Source organism: Streptomyces sp. NPDC027189, from assembly GCF_055566975.1.
Map to the genome: position 1 here is coordinate 1 of NZ_JBVHRI010000086.1, position 1,468 is coordinate 1,468.

Here is a 1,468-nt window from a genome sequence, read left to right on the forward strand (position 1 = left end):
GGCGAGCGGGACGGAGAGGAGTACGCGAGGAACCGGCGTCTTTACGTCTCTTAACGACTACACCGGCTCGAACCTGGTGGATCTGGGCCGGAAGCGGTGCGCACTCACCGCCGTTGGCGGTGGGGAACTCTGTGGCCGGTATTTCGAAGCCGTCCGGGAGGCCACGAGGAAGGACTACGGCGTACTCGTGGCGATGCCGCAGGGACACAGTCGGGCTCCTACTTCGACAAGCGAATCACAGTGAACACGGGAACCATCCGGTCTCAACTCCCCAGCAGCGGACCACCAGTTCGTCGCCGTGGATAGGTGCATCGACCGCCGAACGGGCCGGGTGGGACGGAGCCGCCGTAGTACTCCGAGCCGGGGAAAGCCCGGAACATGGGGAAGGGCGGCAGCGGAATCGAGAAGGGAAGGACACTGCAATGCCGAAAGACGCACCGCTGAATAGCGGCGCTCTGCTGGAGGCGGTCCCGATGGGGCCGCGTCAGCGGGTATCGGAGATGCAGGCCAAGCTTCACCGTTGGGCGGTGGCTGATCCTGGCCGCCGGTTCGACGATCTGTTCAACTTCGTGCACGATCCGGCGACGCTGATGGTGGCGTTCGACCGGGTCGCCGGCAACCGGGGAGCCAACACTCCTGGCGTCGACGGCCTGAGCGCCGCCGCTGTCGAGGAGAGGATCGGTGTTCCCGGATTCCTGGACGACCTGAGGGTCCAGCTCAGGCAGGGCTCGTTCCGCCCGTTGCCGGTGCGGGAGCGCAGGATTCCCAAGCCGGGCGGGTCGGGAAAGGTGAGGCGATTGGGGATTCCCGTGATCGCCGACCGGGTCGTCCAGGCCGCGCTGAAGCTGGTGCTGGAACCGATCTTCGAGGCCGACTTCAAGCCGGTCTCCTACGGGTTCCGGCCCAAGCGGCGGGCCCAGGACGCGATTGCCGAGATCCATTTCTATGGCACCTGCGGCTACCGCTGGGTGCTGGACGCGGACATCGCGGCGTGTTTCGACGAGATCGACCATGCCGCGCTCATGGACCGGGTCCGGATGAGAATCAAGGACAAGAAGGTCCTGGCACTGGTGAAGGCGTTCTTGAAGGCCGGTCTTCTGACGGAGCTCGGCGAGTATCAGGACACCTTCACCGGCACACCGCAAGGGGGCATCATCTCCCCGCTCCTGGCCAACATCGCCCTGTCGGTGCTCGATGAGCACCTGCATCGGGCATGGGAGCCAGGCGGAGAGATGGCCACCGACTACCGGCGGGGCCGACGCCGGGCTATCGGCCTGCCGTCGTGGCGGCTGGTCCGCTACGCGGACGACTTTGTCGTCCTGGTCGACGGGACCCGGCAGGACACCGAGGCACTGCACGAAGAGATCGCCCAGGTTCTCGCACCGGTGGGGCTGCGGCTGTCACCGGCCAAGACCCAAGTGGTGCACCTGAGCGAGGGGTTCGACTTCCTGGGGTTTCACATCCAGTG

1 protein-coding gene is annotated in these 1,468 nt (G+C 66.0%); it reads left to right on the top strand.

Annotation, left to right across the window (positions count from 1 at the left end; translation table 11 throughout):
* Positions 1-527: 527 nt before the first annotated feature.
* The coding region (gene ltrA / locus ACZ4RZ_RS50300; protein WP_467754379.1) for a group II intron reverse transcriptase/maturase at positions 528-1,468 on the top strand (941 nt) is incomplete at its 3' end.